20 protein-coding genes are annotated in these 19,201 nt (G+C 62.7%); 18 read left to right on the top strand and 2 right to left on the bottom strand.

Annotation, left to right across the window (positions count from 1 at the left end; all coding sequences use genetic code 11):
• The first annotated feature begins 108 nt into the window (after window positions 1-108).
• The 15 genes from JHD64_RS10940 to JHD64_RS11010 all read left to right on the top strand — a co-directional run bounded on the left by JHD64_RS10940 (window position 109) and on the right by JHD64_RS11010 (window position 13,520).
• On the top strand, window positions 109-1,614 hold the full coding sequence (locus JHD64_RS10940) for a sensor domain-containing diguanylate cyclase (RefSeq protein WP_199053249.1): 1,506 nt from the start codon (window positions 109-111) through the stop codon (window positions 1,612-1,614).
• Between the two features lie 106 nt (window positions 1,615-1,720).
• On the top strand, window positions 1,721-1,900 hold the full coding sequence (locus JHD64_RS10945; protein WP_059285970.1) for a DUF3460 family protein: 180 nt from the start codon (window positions 1,721-1,723) through the stop codon (window positions 1,898-1,900).
• A gap of 123 nt (window positions 1,901-2,023) precedes the next feature.
• Window positions 2,024-2,689 carry a class I SAM-dependent methyltransferase gene (locus JHD64_RS10950; protein ID WP_199053250.1) on the top strand — a complete coding sequence of 222 codons (666 nt, stop codon included), beginning with the start codon at window positions 2,024-2,026 and terminating at the stop codon, window positions 2,687-2,689.
• Window positions 2,690-2,828: 139 nt separating this feature from the next.
• Window positions 2,829-3,242: a biopolymer transporter ExbD gene (locus JHD64_RS10955; RefSeq protein ID WP_199053251.1), complete on the top strand. Its 414-nt coding sequence runs from the start codon at window positions 2,829-2,831 to the stop codon at window positions 3,240-3,242.
• A gap of 3 nt (window positions 3,243-3,245) precedes the next feature.
• Window positions 3,246-4,205: an energy transducer TonB gene (locus JHD64_RS10960; protein ID WP_199053252.1), complete on the top strand. Its 960-nt coding sequence runs from the start codon at window positions 3,246-3,248 to the stop codon at window positions 4,203-4,205.
• A gap of 103 nt (window positions 4,206-4,308) precedes the next feature.
• Entirely contained in the window at window positions 4,309-5,574 is a 1,266-nt protein-coding gene (tolB, locus tag JHD64_RS10965) for a Tol-Pal system beta propeller repeat protein TolB (RefSeq protein WP_233170442.1), read from the top strand.
• A 31-nt stretch (window positions 5,575-5,605) separates the two neighbouring features.
• A complete protein-coding gene (gene pal, locus JHD64_RS10970) occupies window positions 5,606-6,136 on the top strand; it encodes a peptidoglycan-associated lipoprotein Pal (protein ID WP_199053254.1) in 531 nt (176 codons plus the stop codon).
• A gap of 134 nt (window positions 6,137-6,270) precedes the next feature.
• Window positions 6,271-7,023, top strand: coding sequence for a tol-pal system protein YbgF (ybgF, locus tag JHD64_RS10975; RefSeq protein WP_199053255.1), 753 nt, complete (start codon window positions 6,271-6,273; stop codon window positions 7,021-7,023).
• A gap of 53 nt (window positions 7,024-7,076) precedes the next feature.
• Window positions 7,077-7,898, top strand: a complete 822-nt coding sequence (locus JHD64_RS10980) for a CPBP family intramembrane glutamic endopeptidase (protein WP_199053256.1) — start codon at window positions 7,077-7,079, stop codon at window positions 7,896-7,898.
• Window positions 7,899-8,018: 120 nt separating this feature from the next.
• The gene (gene purE / locus JHD64_RS10985) at window positions 8,019-8,507 is read left to right on the top strand and encodes a 5-(carboxyamino)imidazole ribonucleotide mutase (RefSeq protein ID WP_059286675.1); all 489 of its coding nucleotides are present in this window, start codon (window positions 8,019-8,021) and stop codon (window positions 8,505-8,507) included.
• Window positions 8,508-9,638: a 5-(carboxyamino)imidazole ribonucleotide synthase gene (locus tag JHD64_RS10990; RefSeq protein ID WP_199053257.1), complete on the top strand. Its 1,131-nt coding sequence runs from the start codon at window positions 8,508-8,510 to the stop codon at window positions 9,636-9,638.
• Between the two features lie 111 nt (window positions 9,639-9,749).
• On the top strand, window positions 9,750-10,631 hold the full coding sequence (locus tag JHD64_RS10995; RefSeq protein ID WP_199053258.1) for a phosphoribosylaminoimidazolesuccinocarboxamide synthase: 882 nt from the start codon (window positions 9,750-9,752) through the stop codon (window positions 10,629-10,631).
• Between the two features lie 129 nt (window positions 10,632-10,760).
• Window positions 10,761-11,342: a GNAT family N-acetyltransferase gene (locus JHD64_RS11000; protein WP_199053259.1), complete on the top strand. Its 582-nt coding sequence runs from the start codon at window positions 10,761-10,763 to the stop codon at window positions 11,340-11,342.
• Between the two features lie 190 nt (window positions 11,343-11,532).
• Complete coding sequence (locus tag JHD64_RS11005; RefSeq protein ID WP_199053260.1) at window positions 11,533-12,474, top strand: AEC family transporter; 942 nt, start codon at window positions 11,533-11,535, stop codon at window positions 12,472-12,474.
• Between the two features lie 62 nt (window positions 12,475-12,536).
• Window positions 12,537-13,520, top strand: coding sequence for an alpha/beta hydrolase (locus JHD64_RS11010; protein WP_233170443.1), 984 nt, complete (start codon window positions 12,537-12,539; stop codon window positions 13,518-13,520).
• Window positions 13,521-13,530: 10 nt separating this feature from the next.
• Here the strand turns inward: JHD64_RS11010 and JHD64_RS11015 are convergent, their stop codons facing one another.
• Complete coding sequence (locus JHD64_RS11015) at window positions 13,531-13,899, bottom strand: DUF1294 domain-containing protein (RefSeq protein WP_199053261.1); 369 nt, start codon at window positions 13,897-13,899, stop codon at window positions 13,531-13,533.
• 238 nt (window positions 13,900-14,137) lie between these two features.
• On the opposite strand from JHD64_RS11015, the gene JHD64_RS11020 reads away from it, so the two are divergent.
• Window positions 14,138-16,159, top strand: coding sequence for an NADPH-dependent 2,4-dienoyl-CoA reductase (locus JHD64_RS11020; RefSeq protein WP_199053262.1), 2,022 nt, complete (start codon window positions 14,138-14,140; stop codon window positions 16,157-16,159).
• Window positions 16,160-16,237: 78 nt separating this feature from the next.
• Here JHD64_RS11020 and JHD64_RS11025 read toward each other — a convergent pair whose 3' ends face one another.
• Window positions 16,238-16,726, bottom strand: a complete 489-nt coding sequence (locus tag JHD64_RS11025; protein ID WP_110313032.1) for a TlpA disulfide reductase family protein — start codon at window positions 16,724-16,726, stop codon at window positions 16,238-16,240.
• A gap of 246 nt (window positions 16,727-16,972) precedes the next feature.
• On the opposite strand from JHD64_RS11025, the gene gshA reads away from it, so the two are divergent.
• Both gshA and JHD64_RS11035 read left to right on the top strand, forming a co-directional pair.
• A complete protein-coding gene (gene gshA, locus JHD64_RS11030; RefSeq protein ID WP_059286682.1) occupies window positions 16,973-18,256 on the top strand; it encodes a glutamate--cysteine ligase in 1,284 nt (427 codons plus the stop codon).
• A gap of 4 nt (window positions 18,257-18,260) precedes the next feature.
• Entirely contained in the window at window positions 18,261-19,193 is a 933-nt protein-coding gene (locus tag JHD64_RS11035; RefSeq protein WP_199053263.1) for a lysozyme inhibitor LprI family protein, read from the top strand.
• Window positions 19,194-19,201: the final 8 nt, after the last annotated feature.

A 19,201-nucleotide genomic window follows, 5' to 3' on the forward strand; every position in this document is an offset into this window, starting at 1 on the left:
TTTGGGTTAAGTGAAATTACTTAACAGGCCGCTTTGCGGCGGTTTGTGCCGCCCAGGCCGCCACGCCTTCTATAGAATCACTGTTTTTCTCCCCTCCAGCAGCTGCCCATGCGGATCAAACTCGCCACCCTGGCTTGTACCCTGCTCTGGTTCGTGTTGAGTGCCTTGATCTCCATGGCCTTCCTCAGCCGGGCGGTGCTGAGCGCCGAGCAAGAGTTCGATCTGCTCGCCACACGGCTGTCCGAGCAGCTGACGCAAAAGCTGCAGGTCAACGACACCATACTCGACAGCTATGCCGCCTTTGCCATGCTGGACCATCAGCATGCCGAACAAGAGCAGCTCTTCGTGCGGCAGATGGCCGCGCGTTACCCGCAGATGGTGTCGCTGGAGCGCATCCGCCGCGTCAGCCAGCAGCAATTGCCAGACTGGAGCAAACAGATGGCCGCGCGCTGGGGCAGCGATTTCCGCCTGCATGCCTATGCCGCCGGCAGCCTGGCCCCCCGCTATCCCTTGCCGGCCTGGCCCGACTACTACCCGATAGAGTCCATCCAGCCCCTGACGCAGGCCGTGCGCCCCCTGCTGGGTGCCGACATCAAGCATGATCCCCAGCTGCAACAGCCCTTGCAGCAGGCACTGCGCAGCGGTCGCGCCAGCATGTCCGCCCCCTTCTTGCTGCGTGAAGGCTATCGCGGCCATGTGCTGTTGCAGCCACTGAACGACAATGCCCTGCTGTTGCAGGGCCGCCCGCCGGAACAGTTTGTCGCGCTGGTGCTGCGTTCCGATTATCTGCGCCCGGCCGACACCACGCTGCCGGCCGGCATGCAGCTGAGCCTGCGCCAGCACGGCCAGCCGCCAACGGCGGCGGCTTATGTCGATATCCCCGGCCAGGCGCATGGCTGGCTGAGTACGCTGGGTTTTCCGCGGCTGCAGCTGGAGCGGACGCTGGGCAGCGAAGCACAGACGCTGGATTTGCGGCTGGACTGGCAGCTGGGCTGGTTTCTGCTCAGCGGTTTCGAACGCAGCGTGATTTTTTGCCAGTCCTTGCTGCTGTTGCTGCTGCTGGCCGTGGCCCTGCGCTTTTACCGCGGCCTGTTGTCCAAGCAGCAGCGGCGGGAAAGCCACCTGTTCTATCTGGCCAATCACGACCGGCTGACCGGTCTGGCCAATCGCAACCTGTTTTACGACCGGCTGCAACATGCCATTTCGCGGCTGAACCGCAATGGCAAGCGGCTGGCGGTGCTGTTTCTGGACATGGACCGCTTCAAGCCGGTCAATGACAGCTATGGTCATGCCACCGGGGACAAGGTCCTGCAGCTGATTGCGGCCCGCATCCTCGCCATCATGCGCAGCGAGGACACCGTGGCGCGGCTGGGCGGGGACGAGTTTGTCCTGCTGATGGAGGATGTCGAGTCCAACCGCGAGGCCGACCGGGTGGTGGAACGGCTCAAGCATGCCATCCAGCAGCCCTACGAGGTGGATGGCCACAGCATCCGGCTGGGGGTGAGCATCGGCATTGCCTACTATCCCGAGGACGGCATGCTGATCGAGGAATTGCTGGATGTGGCCGACCGCAAGATGTATGGCGACAAGCAGCCGGAGATCGAGCGCAGCTGAGCCGCGCTGTGGTGTTTGTGCCGCCGTGCCGGCAAATATCCGGCAATACCATGGCCTCTGCCCGGCGTATCGATTAAAATCCGCCGATCAACGACAGGGGAAAACCATGTACCAGTCCGACTTCACCAAATTCATGAGCGAATTTCTGGACAAGAATCCGGAAGTAGACCAGCAGCGCCGCGAGCTGCGCCTTACCCTGTGGGACCGCAAGGTGAGCCTGGACGACCAGCGCCGCTGGAAGGAATCGCGCGTACCGCAAAAGCCTTACGTCTATCAGCCCGAATAAGCCGTCCCCGGCCCGGCCCATGCCGGGTCCACCCTGAACGCCCCCTGCTGCCAGCCCCGCCCACGCTCTCCGTGCCGGACTGGCAAACCAAGCGGGCGTTTTGTCATTTTGCCGAGAACACCCATGACCAGTCGTACCGTGCCGCTGGACGGCCCACTGCATGATTACCTGATGGCCATTGGCCTGACCGAGCATCCGGTAATGCGCGAACTGCGTGAATTCACCGCCGGCCACCGCATGGCCAAGATGCAGATCGCCCCGGAGCAGGGGCAGTTCATGGGCTGGCTGGTACAGCTGATGGGGGTGCGCCGTTACCTGGAAATCGGCGTATTCACCGGTTACAGCATGCTGGCCGCCATGCTGGCCATGCCGGCCGATGGCGAGGCCGTGGCCTGTGACGTCAGCGCGGAATTCACCACCATCGCACGCGAATACTGGAGCAAGGCCGGGGTGGAATCGCGCATCCGCCTGGTCTTGCAGCCGGCGCTGCAGACGCTGCAACAGCTGTTGGCAGAAGGCCGCGCCGGCCAGTTCGACCTGGTATTCATCGATGCCGACAAACCGTCCTACCAGGACTACTACGAGACCTGCCTGCAACTGGTGCGCCGCGGTGGGGTCATCGCCATCGACAATATCTTCCTGTCCGGCCGCGTGGTGTCGCCAAGACCCGAAGACCCGCCCGGCGTGCAGCTGATGCACGATTTCAATGCCCGGTTGCAACAGGATGCGCGCATCCGCCACTGCGTGCTGCCGATCGGCGACGGCCTGACGCTGTGCACCCGGCTTTGATCCGGGCGAGCGACTGCCGGCTGCGAACTTTCCCAGGATGCCCCGGGTCAGACCCCTTTTTTGTTAAGCAAGATGTTTGTCATCCGGCCCATTCGGGTGCGGTGCTATGATGGCGAACTGAACTTTCGTCCGGACCCCCATGCTGAATCGCCGCCCCCGCCGCCAAATGAACCAGATGAACGTGGTGCCCTACATCGACGTCATGCTGGTGTTGCTGGTCATCTTCATGGTGACTGCGCCCATGTTCACGCCTGGGGTGATCCAGGTGCCCAGCGTATCGCAGGCCGCCGCGCTGGATCAGCCGCCACTGGAGGTGGTGCTGGATGCCGGTGACAAGCTGCAAATCAAGGACGGCGACAAGGTGACTGCGGTGGAATCGCGCAGCACGCTGGCATCCCAGGTGGCCGCCTTGCTGGCCGGTGCCGACCGCCCGGTCGCCATCTCTGCCGACAAGGATCTCAAGTATTCCGATGTGGTGTCCGTGGCCGACGACCTGCACAAGGCCGGCATCAAGCGCGTGGCCCTCACCGTCAAGCAGCAGAATCATCAGTAAGGCATGAAACGCTCCGACACCTCCTTTTCCGGCTCATTGCTGGCCTCGCTGCTGTTCCACGCCGCGGTGGGCGGCCTGTTGCTATGGGCTGGCCTGCACAGCCAGCAACCAGTCAAGGAAGTGCCGCTGGCGCTGGAACTATGGAGCAGCCCGCCGCCGCCCCCGCCCGCCGTGGCTGAGCCGGTCCCCGTGGTGAAACCAGCGCCCGCGCCACCCGTGGTGACTCCGCCCGCCCCGCCGCCGGAACCGCCGGCCGAGGTCAATCTTGGGGCGAAGAAAAAGCCCGAGCCCAAGCCGCAGCACGAAGTAAAACCACCACCGGAGCATGTCAGCAAGCCGGCGCCGGTACAAAAGCTGTTGCCAGAAAAAGCCAAGCCGCAGCCGGTAAAGAAAGTGGAGCCGGAGAAAAAGCCGGAGCCGCCGAAAAAGCAGGACAAGCCGGTGGAAAAACCGCAGACCAAACCGGTCACACCGGCCGTTGCCGACAAGAAAACAGCCAAGACCCCGCCGCCAGCCGTACCGGGCAAGGGCAGCAAGCAGGCCAAGAACTACAACAACGAGGCAGACGATCTGCTGTCCTCGCTGGATAGCCCGAATACCGGCCACAAGGCCAATGCCCGCAGCACGCAGGCGGGCAGCGCCACTGGCATGGCCGGTGGATCGGTCAATGGTTCGGCCGCGGCCAAGGGGGGCTGGATCGACAAGGTCAAGGCCAAGATCACCCCGCTGGTGCAGATTCCTCCCGATCTGAGCGGCAATCCCAAGGTGGTGCTGCTGGTGACCCTGCTGCCGACGCTGGAAGTCAGCAAAGTGCAGCAGATCAGCTCCAGTGGCAACAAGGCGTATGACGAAGCTGTGCAGCGCGCCATCTGGGAGGCGCGTACCTTCCCCAGCCTGCCGGCCGGGGCCAACTTCAACGATGGCTATCGTCAGTTCAAGATGGAATTCCGCCCCCGCTCCTGAGGGCGCAGGTGGGTAATGGCTGAATAATCACAGGTTTTTTACGAAATTTCGTATGTAGAGGGAACTCATGCCGCGCATTCGCACTCTGTTTAAGGCATTGCTAATGTTTGCCTTGCTGGCCAGTGGCGCCGCCCGCGCTGAAATGACTATTGAAATCGTCGGTGGCGGTGCCAGCAAGCATGCTATCGCCGTGGTGCCGTTCAAGGACGAAGGCAGTCGCGTGCGCGAAGCGCTCACGCCCATCATTCGCAGCGACCTGGAGTTGTCCGGTGTGTTTCGCATGGTGGATGGCACGGCGGTCGCCAATGTGCCGGTAGAGCCGGCGGATGTTCGCTACCCGCTGTGGCAGGCTGCCGGCGCACAGTCCATCGCCATCGGCAAGGTCGAGCCAGTGGCCGGCGGCCAGGTCAAGATCAGTTTCCGCTTGCTGGATGTGGCACAGAAAAAGCAGCTGACTTCCGGCGAGTTCACCGTGACGCCGGACCGTGGCCGCGAAGTGGCGCATACCATTGCCGACATGATTTACGAGGCCATCACCGGACAGAAGGGCATTTTCAATACCCGCGTGGTGTATGTGCTGAAAAACGGCCGCAATTATATGTTGCAGGTGGGACTGATCACGGATGTGGACAGCAACCGCGCGCAAACCATCCTGCGCTCGAAAGAGCCGATCATCTCGCCCAGCTGGAGTCCGGATGGCCGCTACCTGGCCTATGTCTCCTTCGAGAGCAAGAAACCCGTGGTATGGGTGCAGGACCTGGCCACCGGCCAGCGCCGCGCCGTGGCCAATTTCAAGGGCAGCAATTCCGCCCCGGCCTGGAGTCCGGATGGCAGCAAGCTGGCGGTGGTGCTGACCACCACCGGCAACTCGCAGATTTATCTGGTGAACACGCTGGGCGGTGCGCCGCGTCGCCTCAGCTATAGCGATGCGATTGATACCGAGCCGGCCTTCACCCCGGATGGCAGCCAGATCTACTTTGTCTCCGACCGTACCGGCGGACCACAAATTTATCGCATGGCTGTCAGCGGCGGGCAGGCCCAGCGCGTTACTTGGCAAGGTAGCTATAACGTTTCGCCACGTGTTTCACCGGATGGCCGCACCCTGACCTTCATCCGGCGCGAGGCGGGCCATTTCCGGGTGATGGCGCAGGATCTCACCACCGGTGATGTGCGCGCGCTGTCGGACAATGGTTATAACGAACGACCCAGCTTCGCCCCCAATGGTCGCATGGTGCTGTATGCCAGCGAGACCGGCGGCAAGAGCGTGCTGTATGCCACCACGCTGGATGGCAGCAGCAAGGTGAAACTGGCAGTCATCAATGGTGAAGTGCAGGACCCGTCATGGGGCCCTTTCAACAATCCGCAATGATGTAATGCATTCAAATCCAAGGAGTGAAGGCATGAACTGGAAGCAACTCGTACTCGGCACCGCCACGGTCACCCTGCTGGCCGCCTGCGCCAGCACCAAACCGGCCCCGGTGGCCCCGGCAGGCAATAATGGCGCAGCCAGCAGCCAGACCACTGCCCCGGTAGATACCGGCAGCAGCAACCAAGGCAATCTGTCGGCAGACCCGCTGCATGATCCGCACAGCCCGCTGGCCAAGCGCAGCGTGTATTTCGACTTTGACTCCTCCACCGTCAAGAGCAGCGACAAGCCCACCGTGGAAGCCCATGCCGGCTATCTGAAAGATCACGCCGATCGCAAGGTCATCATCCAGGGCAACACCGACTCGCGTGGCAGCCGCGAGTATAACCTGGGCCTGGGTCAGCGCCGTGCCGAGGGCGTGAAGCGCTCGCTGGAAGTGCTGGGCGTGAAGGAAAGCCAGGTGGAAGCCGTCAGCCTGGGCAAGGAAAAGCCGAAGGCGACCGGCAATACCGAAGCTGACTTCGCCGAAAACCGCCGCGCCGACATTCTGTACAACGGCGAATAAGGCAGGCGACACCGGCTGCCAGCATGGCAGCCCGCCGCCGGCGCGCATGCAACAGGCCGAACATCAGTCCATGGACATCCACGGGCTGCTATGATGTTCGGCCAACCTGTATTCAACGGACCGAGAACTGCCCCATGAAACGGCTTGCCCTCAGCGCGGCGCTGCTGCTGACCCTGTCAGCCTGCGCCACCACCAGCGACATCGAAGCAACCCGCAACCAGATCGATCAGGTCAATCGCCAGGCCAACGCCAGGTTGTCCGAAGTGGAAAGCAAGCTGTCCAATGAGAAGCTGCTGGAAATGGTCAATCAGGTAGACAGCCTCAAGGCCGAAGTCGCCAAGTTGCGCGGCGAGGTGGAAGTGGCCAATTACAATCTGCAAACCACGCAGAAGCGGCAGAACGATTTGTATAACGATCTGGATGGCCGTCTGAGCCATCTGGAGAGCGCCGGCAAGGAAGCCGCGGCCCAGCAGGCCGCCAGCCAGCCCGCCGCCAACAGCGCCGCCGCGGCCGATACCCAGACCAGCCCGGACTACGACAAGGCACTGAACCTGCTGCGCGCCCGTGATTTCCCCAAGGCCACCGCCGCGCTCAGCCTGTATATCCAGCAGAATCCCGGTGCGCCACAGGCGGTGGATGCCCTGTACTGGCTGGGCGTCGCCCATACCGCGCAGCGCCAGTACGATGCCGCCATCGAGATACACCGCCGCTTTGCCGAGCAATACCCGGACAATCCCAAGGCACCGGACGCGCTGCGTAATGTGGTCAACTGCCAGCGCGACCTGGGCCAGGCCGACAGTGCCAAGACCACGCTCAAGCGGCTGATCAAGCTGTACCCTGCCAGCAGCGCCGCGCAGAAGGCGCGCGAGCAACTCAGCAAAATGTAAGTCACCACAGCCCGCCACGCGGCAGACGCCGCCTGGCGGGCTGGGCCCATCCCATGATGCTACCCGCCCCCCTGGAACTGGCCGGCTTCGGCCTGCTGGCCACCGCCTTGCTGCTGCAAAGCCTCAGCCTGCCACGCTCGTCCGTGCTGGCCGGTGGCGCTGCCATTGTGCTGGCCGTATACAGCGGTTTGCTGCAGCCGCTGGGCTTGCTGGCCGTCTTGCTGGCTGCCGTTCTCAGCTATCTGGTTTACCGGCGCCCCCGCGCCGAGCTGCAGGTGCTGTGGATAGCCCTGTTGCTGGCGCTGGCCCTGCATGCCTTGCCCGGCTTTGACAATCCCTTGCTGTGGCAGGGCAGGGCCACCCCCGGCAGCGAGGTCTACCGGCTGTTCTGGAGTTTCGACAAGGGCGTGGCCGGCTGGCTGCTGCTATTGGGCTTGCATGATGCGCCCCATCGTGGTCGCGCCTGGGGTGGCACCGTGGCCGCAGTCGGGCTGTTGCTGCTGCTATTGGTACTGGCGCTGGCGCAGGAAAGCGGCATGATCGCCTATGCCCCCAAACTGCCGGCCTGGTTGCTGCCCTGGCTGTTTGCCAATTTCTTTCTCACTGCCCTGCCGGAAGAGGCGCTATTCCGCCACGGCCTGCAGCGCTGGCTGGAAAACCGGGTGGAACCCCTGCCCGCGCTGATTGCCGCCTCGCTGTTGTTCGGCGCGGCCCACCTTGCCGGCGGCTGGGGCTGGGTGGGGCTGGCCACCCTGGCCGGCCTGGGCTATGGCCTGACCTACGCCGCCACCCGCCAGGTAGCGCTGGCGGCACTGGCGCATCTGGCCTTCAATACCGTCCACCTGTTGTTGTTCACTTATCCGCGGCCGGGCTGAGGCGGGCTGGCCTGGCCGCACAGTGCGACAAATGTCTTGATATCAAAATAAAAAACCATTCCGGCCCACCCCTGCTCTCAGGTAAAATCACCTCTTTATTCCTCCCCGAGCTGCACCGCCATGATTGAAGTCGGCATCGTGATGGGTAGCAACAGCGACTGGGAAGTCATGCAGAACGCCGCCCGCGTACTGAAGGACTTCGGCGTTGCTTTTGAAACCCGCGTCGTCTCCGCCCACCGTACCCCGGACCTGCTGTTCAACTACGCCGAAACCGCTGCTGCGCGCGGTCTGAAAGCCATCATCGCCGGTGCTGGCGGTGCTGCCCACCTGCCGGGCATGCTGGCGGCCAAGACCCACCTGCCGGTGCTGGGCGTGCCGGTGCCGTCCAAATACCTGCGCGGCGAAGATTCGCTGCTGTCCATCGTGCAAATGCCCAAGGGCATTCCGGTGGCCACCTTCGCCATCGGCGAAGCCGGTGCCGCCAATGCCGCGCTGTTTGCCGTGGCCATGCTGGCCAATACCGTGCCGGAACTGGCGGAAAAGCTGATCGCCTTCCGCAAGCGCCAGGAAGAAACCGTGCTGGCGATGTCGCTGCCGGAGGTCGAATAAATGGCTGCCATCCTGCCGCCGTCCATGCTGGGCATACTCGGCGGCGGCCAGCTGGGCCGCATGTTTGCCGTGGCCGCCAAGACCATGGGCTACCGCGTGACGGTGCTGGACCCGGATGCCAATGCGCCGGCCGCCCAGTTTGCCGATGTGCACCTGTGTGCGCCCTTCAATGACGCCGCTGCCCTCAAGACCCTGGCGCAGACCTGTGCTGCGGTCACCACCGAATTCGAAAACGTCAACGCCGACGCCATGCGCGAACTGGCCCGCACCACCCGTGTATCGCCGTCTGGTGATTGCGTGGCCATCGCCCAGGACCGCATTGCCGAAAAGTCGTGGATCAACAAGGCCGGCCTGCCGACGGCGCCGTATCTGGCCATTGAAAGCGTGGAAGACATCCAGGTCGACCTGACGCCCTACCTGCCGGGTATCCTCAAGACTGCCCGTCTGGGTTACGACGGCAAGGGCCAGGTGCGGGTCAGCACCCAGGACGAAGCCCGCGCCGCCTATGCCAATCTGGGTGGTCAGGCTTGCGTGCTGGAAAAAATGCTGGACCTCAAGCTGGAAGTGTCGGCCATTGTCACCCGTGTCAGCACGGCGCAGATGGCGGTATTCCCGGTCGCGGAAAACAGCCACAAGAACGGCATTCTGGATGTGTCCATCGTACCGGCGCGCATTGCCCCGGCGCTGGCCGCATCGGCCCAGCAGATGGCGCAAAGCCTGGCCGAAGCGCTGGACTATGTGGGCGTGCTGGCGGTGGAATTCTTTGTGCTGGACGACGACAGCCTGGTGGTGAATGAAATCGCCCCGCGCCCGCACAATTCCGGCCATTACACCCTGACGGCCTGCCTGACCGACCAGTTCCAGCAGCAAGTGCGCGCCATGTGCGGCCTGCTGCCGGGCCGCACCGACCTGCTCAGCCCGGTGGTGATGGTGAACCTGCTGGGTGATGTATGGAAGGAAGACGGCCGCGAACCCAACTGGGACGTGCTGGCCGAGGCCCCCAATGCCCAGCTGCACCTGTACGGCAAGAAGCAGGCGCGGCCGGGGCGCAAGATGGGCCACTTCAACGTGATGGCCGCCACTGCCGACGAGGCTCTGGAACAGGCCGAAGCGCTGAAGGATACGCTGTAAGCCATTCCGGCTCCGCCAGCTGACAAGCGCTTGGCTGCGGAGCCGAGCAGTTTTCAAAATCGCCAGCCCGCCCATAAGGCAGGGTGGCCCAGCCTTTAGCAAGGACGTGTCATGAGCGGACTCAACACCACCAATCTGAAAAGCCTGAAGAAAATCTACTCCGGCAAGGTACGCGATCTGTACGAGATCGACGACAAGCGCATGCTGATGATCGCCACCGACCGCCTGTCCGCCTTCGACGTGATTCTGGATGATCCCATCCCGGCCAAGGGCCAGATCCTTACCGCCATTTCCAACTTCTGGTTTGAAACCCTGAAGGACGTGGTGCCCAATCACCTGACCGGTGACAAGCCGGAAGACGTGGTGTCGGCCGAAGACCTGCCGCAAGTGGAAGGCCGCGCCGTGGTGGCCAAGCGCCTGAAAGCGGTGCCGATCGAGGCCGTGGTACGCGGTTATCTGGCCGGTTCCGGCTGGAAGGAATACCAGAAGTCCGGCACCGTGTGCGGCATTGCGCTGCCGGCCGGCCTGCAGGAATCCAGCCAACTGCCCGAGCCCATCTTCACTCCGTCCACCAAGGCGGCCGTGGGTGATCACGACGAAAACATCAGCTACCAGCAGTGCGAAGCCATTGTCGGTGCCGAGCTGGCGGCCAAGGTGCGCGACACCGCCATCCTGCTGTACAAGACTGCTGCCGAATTCGCCGCCAAGCGCGGCATCATCATCTGTGATACCAAGTTCGAGTTCGGACTGGATGAAGACGGCACCCTGGTGCTGATGGACGAAGCGCTGACCCCGGACTCCAGCCGTTTCTGGCCGGCCGACAGCTATGCTGCCGGCACCAATCCGCCCTCCTTCGACAAGCAGTTCGTGCGCGACTGGCTGGAAGCCTCCGGCTGGAACAAGCAGGCGCCGGCCCCGGCCGTGCCGCTGGAGGTGCGCGAAAAAACCGCCGCCAAGTACCGCGAAGCGCTGGAACGGCTGACCGGCAACTAAGCCGCCACGCACCACGCAGCAAGACCCGACGCCCGGCTTGTCCGGGCGTTGTTGCGTCTGGCAGGCGGCTTGAGTCACCGGTGCGCTGCGCTTACACTCTCAGGCCAACCTCTCTTGCCTGCCGCCGCCATGACCACCATCCAGCCCGTCCTTGCCACGCCACGCCTGCAGCTGTTGCCCGCGCACATCGGCCTGGCGCGTCCCATGCTGGATTATCAAGTGCGCAACCGTCAGCATTTTGCCGCCTGGGACCCCAAGCCGGGCGACATGTTCTTTACCGAGCTGTACTGGACCATGCAGCTGCGCCAGCAGGCGCTGAGCTGGGAACAGGGGCGGGGCGCGCGCTTTTTGCTTACCCAGCCGGAGCAGCCGCGGCAGATCATCGGCACGGTCAGCCTCAGCAATATCGTGCGCGGGGTGTTTCAGGCGGCACATCTGGGTTACGGCATCGACCACAGCCTGCAAGGGCAGGGACTGATGCACGAGGCGGTCGGCGAGATCATCCGCTTTGCCTTTGACGACTTGCGCCTGCATCGCCTGCAAGCCAATTACCAGCCGCATAATCAGCGCAGTGCCGCCTTGTTGCAGCGTCTGGGCTTTGTTGAAGAAGGCCTGGCACGCGACTACCTGTATATCAATGGCGCGTGGCGCGACCATGTGCTGACTTCGCTTACCAATCCACAGTTTGACCCGGCGCGGATGCTGGCCTGATGCTGTCGTGCTGCGCCCGGCGGCACGCTTTGCAAATCACCTTCCCTCCTGTTTGTTCCCAGTATTTTTGGCCAGTTTGCCAGCGCTTCCTGCGCGACCGGCACGGCTGGACCGGCTTTGCCCTGCCATGCACCATGCGCATGCTGCCCTGACACCGCGGGGCAAACCTCATCCTGAAGCCGGGGAAATCATGCTGCACACCATCCTTCTATCTTTGTTGCCCATGTTCTTTGTCCTGAGCCTGGGCTTTTATGCTGGCAAACGGCAGCGTGTAGACAATGTGCATGTCGAATCACTCAACAGCCTGTTGATGCGCTTTGCCTTGCCCTGTTCCTTGTTCCTGACCACGGCGAATGCCTCGCTGGGTTCCTTGCATCAGCAGCTGCCATTGTTTGCCTTGCTGGTGTTGTCCATGCTCTTGCTGTTTGGGCTCAGCTACGCGCTGGAACGGCTGCTGTGGCGGCAAAAGCCACCATTGGCCGCCATGCAGGCCTGTACGGTGGCACTGCCCAACTATGCAGCGGTAGGCCTGCCCTTGCTGGCCACGGTGATGTCGCCAGCAGAATCGCTGGCCGTAGCGGTAGCCATCATTGCCGGCAGCGTGGTCATTTCGCCGCTGACCCTGTTTTTATTACAGGGCAAGCCGGCCGGTGCCGCCGCGTCTGATCACCTGCCACTGCTGCGGACGCTGCTGAACATCCTGCGTAATCCAGTGGTACTGGCACCGCTGCTGGGTAGCTTGCTGGCCGTGCTGCAATGGCCTTTGCCTGATTATCTGCGTGCTGCTTTTTCGATGATGGGGCTGGCCGTGGGCGGTGTCGCCCTGTTTGTGACCGGCTTGCTGGTTTCGGCCCAGCCCTTCCGGCTGGATTGGCATAGCGTGCTCGGTGCGCTGCTGAAAAACATCCTGCATCCGGCTTTGGTATACGGGCTGGCGCTATGGCTGGCATTACCGCGCGAGCTGACGCAGGCGCTGGTGCTGCTGGCCGCCATCCCTTCCGGCTTTTTTGGCATCCTGTTCGGGGTGAGTCTGCGGCTGCCTTATGCGCTGTCGGGCGCCACCTTGCTGTGTAGTACCGTGCTGGGGATTCCCACCCTGGTGCTGACCATTGCCTTGCTGCCCGCCCTGTAGCGGCGGAGCGGATTTGTGCTTGCGACATCTGCCGGCAAGGACGCATGATGGCTGCATCATCAATGCAGCACCGCACCCCAGGTCTGGGCAAGCGGAGCGCACAGCGCAACGAGGAAAACATGGAGCATTTCGATTTGCTGGCGGCCGATGGCCACCGTATTAATGGTTGTTGCTGGTTGCCACCCGAGGGGCAGGCCGTGCGTGCCGTGCTGCTGATTGCCCACGGCATGAGCGAATATGCCGCCCGCTATCAGCCAGTGGCGCTGCAGCTGGCAGCGCAAGGCATCGCGGTCTATGCCCACGACCATCGCGGCCATGGCCCGCATGCGGCCCATCAGGGTTGGTTTGCTGCCGAACAGGGCTGGGACAAGGTGGTGGATGACGTGGAGTGTGTGCGCCGGCACGCCGCGGCACAGCATCCGCAACAGCCTCTGCTGCTGTTTGGCCACAGCATGGGTTCCTTTATCGCGCGCAGTTATTTCCTGCAATACGGCGAGCAATTGTCTGGCCTGCTGCTGTCCGCCACCGGCTATCGCCAGCGCCCGCTGGCGTATGTACTGCGCGCCGTGGCCCGGCTGGCAGGGCGGCTGGGCGGCATGAATGCACCCAGCCGCTTCATGGCCTGGCTGGTGTTTGGCAGCTTCAATCTGGCTTTTATTCCCGCACGCACCCGCATGGACTGGCTGTCACGCGACCGCGCCCAGGTGGATGCCTATATTGCCGATCCGCTGTGTGGTTTTGACCCCACTCCCGGCCTGTGGATCGATCTGTTCGGCGGCATCATCGCGCTGGAGCAGGGCGAGGCCACCGCAGCCGGGCGCCTGCCTCGGCATTGCCCGGTGTATCTGCTGGCCGGCAGCCGCGATCCGGTCAGTCATGGCCGGCTGGCCCTGGGGCAGCTGGAGATCCGCTACCGCGATGCCGGGCTGATCGACATCCACAGCCATGTCTATCCCGGGGGGCGTCACGAAATGCTCAACGAGAGCAATCGGGCCGAAGTATTGCAGGATATGCAGGCATGGCTGGACAGGGTGATCAAGCGCTAGCACCGCCGCTTCAGACGGGGTGGGCGACATGCCACAGCCAGGCAATCCAGCCGCCCCAGGCCAGCCAGTGGGCCAGCACGATCAGCCAGAACATCAGCTGGTAGCTGCGCTTGCTCGACTTGTGCTGCAGCCAGTACTGGCCCAGCAAACCGCCCGGCCAGCCGCCCAGCAGCTCCAGCCAGTGCAGCAGTTTCTCCGGTGTGCGGCGGCGGTGATGGATGGCCTGGCGCTTGTCCCAGCCGTAGAGGGCAAAGGTCAGCACGCTCATGCCGAGATACAGCAGTAGCGGCCAGAACAGGCTGTCGGTGAGGGCAAAGCTGCCGGCGGCCAGCAAGGGCGGCAGGGCAAGCAGATTGGCCAGCGGGCGCGGCAGGGACATGGGTTTTCCGGCAGAAAAGACACAGTGTAAGCAGCCCGTCACCGCAGGCCAAGCCTGCTGGGCATTGTCAGCAAGGGCTTTGCGGGTGTGTGGCATAGCGGGCCGATGGCTTGCGTTGACAACTTACTTACTAGTAAGTATTGTCGAGCGACAATAATCCATGTCATGCCGGCAAATGACCGGCGGCTGAACCACAATCAGGGTGAGCGCCTGCTCGCCACGTCGACGAGGACGAAACATGACTGCCTATCCGCATTTGCTGGCCCCGCTGGATCTGGGTTTTACCACGCTGAAAAACCGTGTGCTGATGGGTTCCATGCACACTGGCCTGGAAGAAGCCCCCGGTGGCTTTGACAAGATGGCGGCTTTTTATGCCGAGCGCGCCCGTGGCGGCGTCGGGCTGATCGTCACTGGCGGGGTGGGACCGAATGCGGAAGGCTGTGTGGCCGAGGGCGCCTCCATGCTGGCGGATGAACAGCATGTGCCGGACCACCGCAAGGTGACCGCTGCCGTGCATGCGGCAGGCGGCAAGATTGCGCTGCAGATCCTGCATTCCGGCCGTTACAGCTTTCAGGAAAAATGCGTGTCGGCCTCACCCTTGATTGCGCCGATCAACTTCTACCGCCCGCGTGAACTGTCCGATGCCGAGGTGTGGCAAACCATTGCCGACTTCGCCCGCTGCGCCAGACTGGCCCAGCAGGCCGGCTATGACGGCGTCGAGGTCATGGGCTCGGAAGGCTATCTGATCAACCAGTTCATCGCCCGCGCCACCAACAAGCGCAGCGATGACTGGGGCGGCAGTTTTGAAAACCGCATCCGCTTTGCCATTGAAACCGTCAAGGCGGTGCGCGCCGCGGTGGGCAGCAACTTCATCATCATCTATCGCCTGTCCATGCTGGACCTGGTGCAGGACGGCAGCAGCTGGGACGAGGTGGTGCAGCTGGCACGGGAAATCGAACGCGCCGGGGCCAGCATCATCAATACCGGCATCGGCTGGCATGAAGCGCGTGTCCCCACCATTGCCACCATGGTGCCGCGTGGCGGCTTTGCCTGGGTCACCAAAAAGCTGATGGGCCAGGTGAACATTCCGCTGATCACCACCAACCGCATCAACACCCCGGAAGTGGCGGAAGACATCCTGGCCAGCGGCTGTGCCGACATGGTGTCGATGGCGCGTCCCTTCCTGGCCGACCCGGATTTCGTCAACAAGGCGGCAGCCGGCAAGGCCGATGAAATCAACACCTGCATCGGCTGCAACCAGGCCTGTCTGGACCACATCTTCCAGGGCAAGCTCACCAGCTGTCTGGTGAACCCGCGTGCCTGTCGCGAAACCGAACTCAACTACACCCCGGCGCAACAGCCCAAGCAGATTGCCGTGGTGGGGGCCGGCCCGGCCGGGCTGGCGTTTGCCACCATTGCCGCCGAGCGCGGTCATCAGGTGACGCTGTTCGATGCCGCAGGCGAGATCGGCGGCCAGTTCAATGTGGCCAAGCGCATTCCCGGCAAGGAAGAATTCCATGAAACCCTGCGCTATTTCGATCGCCGTCTGGCCGCAACCGGCGTGACTTTGCGTCTGAATACCCGTGTGGATGCCGCCATGCTGAAGGACTTCGATGAAGTGGTGCTGGCCACCGGCATTGCGCCGCGCCTGCCGCAGATCGACGGCATCGACCACCCCAAGGTGCTCAATTACCTGGACGTGCTCAAGCACGGCAAGCCGGTGGGCCAGCGTGTGGCCATCATCGGTGCCGGTGGCATCGGCTTTGATACCGCCGAATTCCTCACCCATGAGGGCAGGTCGACATCGCTGGATGTGGCGGCTTTCATGCGCGAATGGGGCGTGGACATGAGTGTGGAACATGCCGGGGGTCTCAGCCCGCAAGGCCCGCAGCCGCATGCCAGCCCGCGCGAGGTTTACCTGTTGCAACGCAAGCAAAGCAAGGTGGGGGATGGCCTGGGCAAGACCACCGGCTGGATTCATCGCGCCAGCCTGCAAATGAAAAAGGTGAAAATGCTGTCTGGCGTCAGCTATCAGAAGATCGACGATGCCGGCCTGCATGTCATCATCAAGGACGAGGCACAGGTGTTGCCGGTGGATAACGTCATCATCTGTGCCGGACAGGACCCGCTGCGCGAATTGCAGCAGCCGCTGCTGGATGCCGGCAAAACCGTACACCTGATTGGCGGTGCCGATGTGGCGGCCGAGCTGGATGCCAAGCGTGCCATCAATCAGGGTGCCACGCTGGCGGCGGCCATCTGATCGGGCGGTGCCCGGTCTTCACCCTGAAAAATCCCCGCAGCGTGCTGCGGGGAGGGTGCTGGCGGTGGTGTAGCGCACTTACAGAAAGTGGCGCAGCGTATCTTCCAGATTCTTTTCGTTCAGCCGCCCCAGCAGGCTGCCCACCTGTTTGCCGTTGCGGTCCAGAATGATGCTGTAGGGCAGGGCACCGGCCGGGTTGCCCAGCGTGCGCAGCAGGCTCAGGGTATCGCTGTCGCCCAGCAGGATGGGATAGCCGATTCTCAGCTGGCGGGCGAAATTGTAAGTCTCTGCCTTGTTGTCCAGCGCAATGCCCACCACCTCCACGCCTTTGGGCGCCAGGCGATCACGCAGGCTATTGAGCATGGGCATTTCTTCGCGGCAGGGGCCACACCAGGTGGCCCAGAAATTCACCAGCACCACCTTGCCCTGATAGGCGCGCAGCGAGACCGAGCTGCCGGCCTGGTCGGTGAAGCGGGTTTGCGCCAGCGTGGGGGCAGCCAGCGCGCCCAGTGGCAGCAGGCAGAACAGGGCGGCCAGCAGGCTGGTGCGCAGGGTAGTCGGGCTCATGTGGCCTCCGTCATGATGAGTGGCAAGTCGCCAGGGGGGAATTTTACCCGGATGATTTTGGAGTGGCAGCCTGTGGTCAAGTTTCCTGTCTGCAGGGCAAAATATGGTGTGCCGCCCTGGCCGCTGCCGCATGATGCCAAACCGGATGCGCTGAAGCATTCCTTCATCCAGCAGGCTTGAATTCCCCGACTGCAACCCCCACCATAGATCAATTCGCTGCAAGTCATCCACCGTCTAGGGGAACCCATGACCGTCCCACATCTGTCCACTGCACTGACCGGCCCGCTGCTGGAACTGGAAAGTCGCATTCTTACCGCCCAACCGCATATCGAACACTGGTTCCGCAGTCAGTGGCATAACCACGCCGCACCGTTTTACGGCTCGGTCGACTTGCGCAACAGCGGTTTCAAACTGGCTCCGGTGGACATGAATCTGTTTCCTGGCGGGCATAACAACCTGAATCCGGACTTCCTGCCCTTGTCCATCCAGGCGGCGCAGGCCGCGGTGGAAAAAGTCTGTCCGGAAGCGCGCAGCATCTTGCTGATTCCGGAAAACCACACCCGCAATACCTTCTACCTGCAAAATGTGGCCACGCTGGTGCATATTTTCGAGCAGGCCGGCCTCAAGGTGCGGCTGGGTACGCTGAATCCGGAAATCACCGAAGTCACCGAGCTGACCAGTGCTGGCGGCGACATCGTCAAGCTGGAACCCATCCTGCGCCAGGGTAACCGTCTGAAACTGGCCGACGGTTTCAACCCCTGCGTGGTGCTGCTTAACAATGACCTGTCCGGCGGCATCCCGGCCATCCTCAAGGATCTGGAACAAAACCTGCTGCCGCCGCTGCATGCCGGCTGGGCAGTACGGCGCAAGAGCAATCACTTCACCGCCTACGATCAGGTGGCCGAGCAGTTCTCGCAGCTGATTTCCATCGACCCGTGGATGATCAACCCCTACTTCGTCAACTGTAGCGGGCTGGATTTCCATGCCCGTCAGGGCGAGGATGCGCTGGCCGAAGCCGTGGCCGGCACGCTGGACAAGATTGCCGTCAAATACCGTGAATACGGCATCAAGAACGACCCCTTCGTCATCGTCAAGGCCGATGCCGGCACCTACGGCATGGGCGTGATGAGCGTGAAGAGCCCGGAAGAAGTCATCGGTCTGAACCGCAAGGCGCGCAACAAGATGTCGGTGGTGAAGGAGGGGCTGGAAGTCTCCGAAGTCATCGTGCAGGAAGGCGTGTACACCTTCGAAACCGTGGACGACGCGGTGGCCGAGCCGGTGGTATACATGATGGACCGCTTTGTCACCGGTGGCTTCTACCGCGTGCATACCGGCCGTGGCATTGACGAAAACCTCAACGCACCGGGCATGCAGTTTGTACCGCTGTCGTTTGAAACCCCCTGCCTGCCGGACAAGCACGGCTCGCCGGACTGTGCGCCCAACCGCTTCTACGCCTATGGCGTGATTGCCCGTCTGGCGCTGCTGGCGGCCGCGCTGGAGCTGGAAAACACCGACCCAGAGCGCGACTGAAACCATGAAGCCGCTGTGTGGCCTGTTGCTACTGCTGTTGCCGATGCTGGCCACAGCCGCCAGCTTTGATTGCAGCAAGGCGGCAAGCGCCACCGAGCAAGCCATTTGCCACCAGCCGGCGCTATCCGCGCTGGACGAGCAAGTGGCTGCCGCCTACCGCCAGCACAATCAGCAAGGTCTACTGCAGGACAATCAGCGCCAGTGGCTGGCTGGCCCGCGTGCCGAGTGCAAGGCGGATGCCAGCTGCCTGCAAAACGTCTATCAGCAGCGGCTGGCGCAATTGCAGCGGGCGCAGTTGATCCACCAGCACATCGACAATGCCACACCGGCATATCGCTTTGACATCGCGCTGCTCGACTGGGGCGAGCAGGACTGGGCAGCCGCCGGCCCGGCCATCATCAATATCATCGACCAGCGCAGTCAGCGCCGCATCCAGCAGCTGCGGCTGGACAATGTCTATATGGCGCATGGCGATGATGGCAAGCCGCTGGTCAATACGGCGCGGCTGTATGATGTGCAGGGGGTGATCAATGTGGCTGATTTCGACTTCGACGGCCATGCCGATTTCGCCGTGCAGAATGGCAACGACGGTCCTTATGGCGGCCCCACCTACAGCGTTTATCTGTACGACACCACCAGCAAGCAGTTTGTGCTGAACGATGAATTATCCACGCTGACCGGTGAAACACTGGGCCTGTTCCAGGTGGATGCCAAGCGCAAGCGGCTACGCACCCTGGCCAAGAGCGGCTGCTGTTACCACGAAACCACCGATTACCAGTTTGATGCCCACCACCGCCTGCAGGCGGTGGAGCGGCTGATTGAAGACGCGCAGGACCCGGCCGGCAAACAGGTGCGCGTAACCCGCGAAACCCTGGTCAACGGCCACTGGAAGAGATCCACCCGGCGCTATGCGCTGGATGCCTACTATCATCAATGAATCCGATG

This window comes from Aquitalea sp. ASV15, assembly GCF_016429115.1.
Classification (GTDB): Bacteria; Pseudomonadota; Gammaproteobacteria; order Burkholderiales; family Chromobacteriaceae; genus Aquitalea; species Aquitalea magnusonii.

What these genes read in the sequence shown, in the direction of transcription:
- ybgF (WP_199053255.1), top strand. Translation starts at nt 6,271, where the DNA reads ATGAAACGGCTTGCCCTCAGCGCGGCGCTGCTGCTGACCCTGTCAGCC.
- JHD64_RS11020 (WP_199053262.1), top strand. Translation starts at nt 14,138, where the DNA reads ATGACTGCCTATCCGCATTTGCTGGCCCCGCTGGATCTGGGTTTTACC.
- JHD64_RS11005 (WP_199053260.1), top strand. Translation starts at nt 11,533, where the DNA reads ATGCTGCACACCATCCTTCTATCTTTGTTGCCCATGTTCTTTGTCCTG.
- pal (WP_199053254.1), top strand. Translation starts at nt 5,606, where the DNA reads ATGAACTGGAAGCAACTCGTACTCGGCACCGCCACGGTCACCCTGCTG.
- JHD64_RS10955 (WP_199053251.1), top strand. Translation starts at nt 2,829, where the DNA reads ATGCTGAATCGCCGCCCCCGCCGCCAAATGAACCAGATGAACGTGGTG.
- gshA (WP_059286682.1), top strand. Translation starts at nt 16,973, where the DNA reads ATGACCGTCCCACATCTGTCCACTGCACTGACCGGCCCGCTGCTGGAA.
- purE (WP_059286675.1), top strand. Translation starts at nt 8,019, where the DNA reads ATGATTGAAGTCGGCATCGTGATGGGTAGCAACAGCGACTGGGAAGTC.
- tolB (WP_233170442.1), top strand. Translation starts at nt 4,309, where the DNA reads ATGTTTGCCTTGCTGGCCAGTGGCGCCGCCCGCGCTGAAATGACTATT.
- JHD64_RS10980 (WP_199053256.1), top strand. Translation starts at nt 7,077, where the DNA reads ATGATGCTACCCGCCCCCCTGGAACTGGCCGGCTTCGGCCTGCTGGCC.
- JHD64_RS10960 (WP_199053252.1), top strand. Translation starts at nt 3,246, where the DNA reads ATGAAACGCTCCGACACCTCCTTTTCCGGCTCATTGCTGGCCTCGCTG.
- JHD64_RS11015 (WP_199053261.1), bottom strand. Translation starts at nt 13,899, where the DNA reads ATGTCCCTGCCGCGCCCGCTGGCCAATCTGCTTGCCCTGCCGCCCTTG.
- JHD64_RS10950 (WP_199053250.1), top strand. Translation starts at nt 2,024, where the DNA reads ATGACCAGTCGTACCGTGCCGCTGGACGGCCCACTGCATGATTACCTG.
- JHD64_RS11000 (WP_199053259.1), top strand. Translation starts at nt 10,761, where the DNA reads ATGACCACCATCCAGCCCGTCCTTGCCACGCCACGCCTGCAGCTGTTG.
- JHD64_RS10990 (WP_199053257.1), top strand. Translation starts at nt 8,508, where the DNA reads ATGGCTGCCATCCTGCCGCCGTCCATGCTGGGCATACTCGGCGGCGGC.
- JHD64_RS10940 (WP_199053249.1), top strand. Translation starts at nt 109, where the DNA reads ATGCGGATCAAACTCGCCACCCTGGCTTGTACCCTGCTCTGGTTCGTG.
- JHD64_RS11025 (WP_110313032.1), bottom strand. Translation starts at nt 16,726, where the DNA reads ATGAGCCCGACTACCCTGCGCACCAGCCTGCTGGCCGCCCTGTTCTGC.
- JHD64_RS11010 (WP_233170443.1), top strand. Translation starts at nt 12,537, where the DNA reads ATGCAGCACCGCACCCCAGGTCTGGGCAAGCGGAGCGCACAGCGCAAC.
- JHD64_RS10995 (WP_199053258.1), top strand. Translation starts at nt 9,750, where the DNA reads ATGAGCGGACTCAACACCACCAATCTGAAAAGCCTGAAGAAAATCTAC.
- JHD64_RS11035 (WP_199053263.1), top strand. Translation starts at nt 18,261, where the DNA reads ATGAAGCCGCTGTGTGGCCTGTTGCTACTGCTGTTGCCGATGCTGGCC.
- JHD64_RS10945 (WP_059285970.1), top strand. Translation starts at nt 1,721, where the DNA reads ATGTACCAGTCCGACTTCACCAAATTCATGAGCGAATTTCTGGACAAG.